This window comes from Sporosarcina koreensis (assembly GCF_001531445.1).
In the GTDB taxonomy this organism is placed as follows: Bacteria; Bacillota; Bacilli; order Bacillales_A; family Planococcaceae; genus Sporosarcina; species Sporosarcina koreensis_C.
Genome location: NZ_LQYA01000344.1, coordinates 1 through 424, shown reverse-complemented (window position 1 = coordinate 424; position 424 = coordinate 1). Strand labels below are relative to the sequence as shown.

The 424-nt window shown below is 55.2% G+C and carries 1 pseudogene; it reads left to right on the top strand.

Annotated elements, in window-relative coordinates:
- Positions 1-424: pseudogene (locus tag AWV70_RS23265) on the top strand (glutathione S-transferase family protein); the annotation flags it as partial.

Here is a 424-nt window from a genome sequence, read left to right as displayed (position 1 = left end):
ACGTTAATTCTGCGCAAGCTCAAAGGTCTGGATCCTTTTCTTTCCGTCTCGGTGGTTCACCCCCTGATGCTGGAAAACGGCTGGACTTTCGACGACGATTTTCCCGAGGCGACCGGCGATACGCTGTATCAACATGAATTTCTCTATCAGCTCTACCTGCACGCCGATCCGCACTACACCGGACGCGTCACGGTGCCGGTTCTGTGGGATAAAAAGCAGCATACGATCGTCAGTAATGAGTCGGCTGAAATCATCCGCATGTTCAATACCGCCTTTGACGGACTGGGCGCCACCGCCGGCGATTACTACCCGCCCGCGCTGCGCGAAAATATCGATGCGCTGAACGGTTGGATCTACGACAACGTCAATAACGGCGTCTATAAAGCCGGGTTCGCCACCAGCCAGCAGGCCTATGATGAGGCTG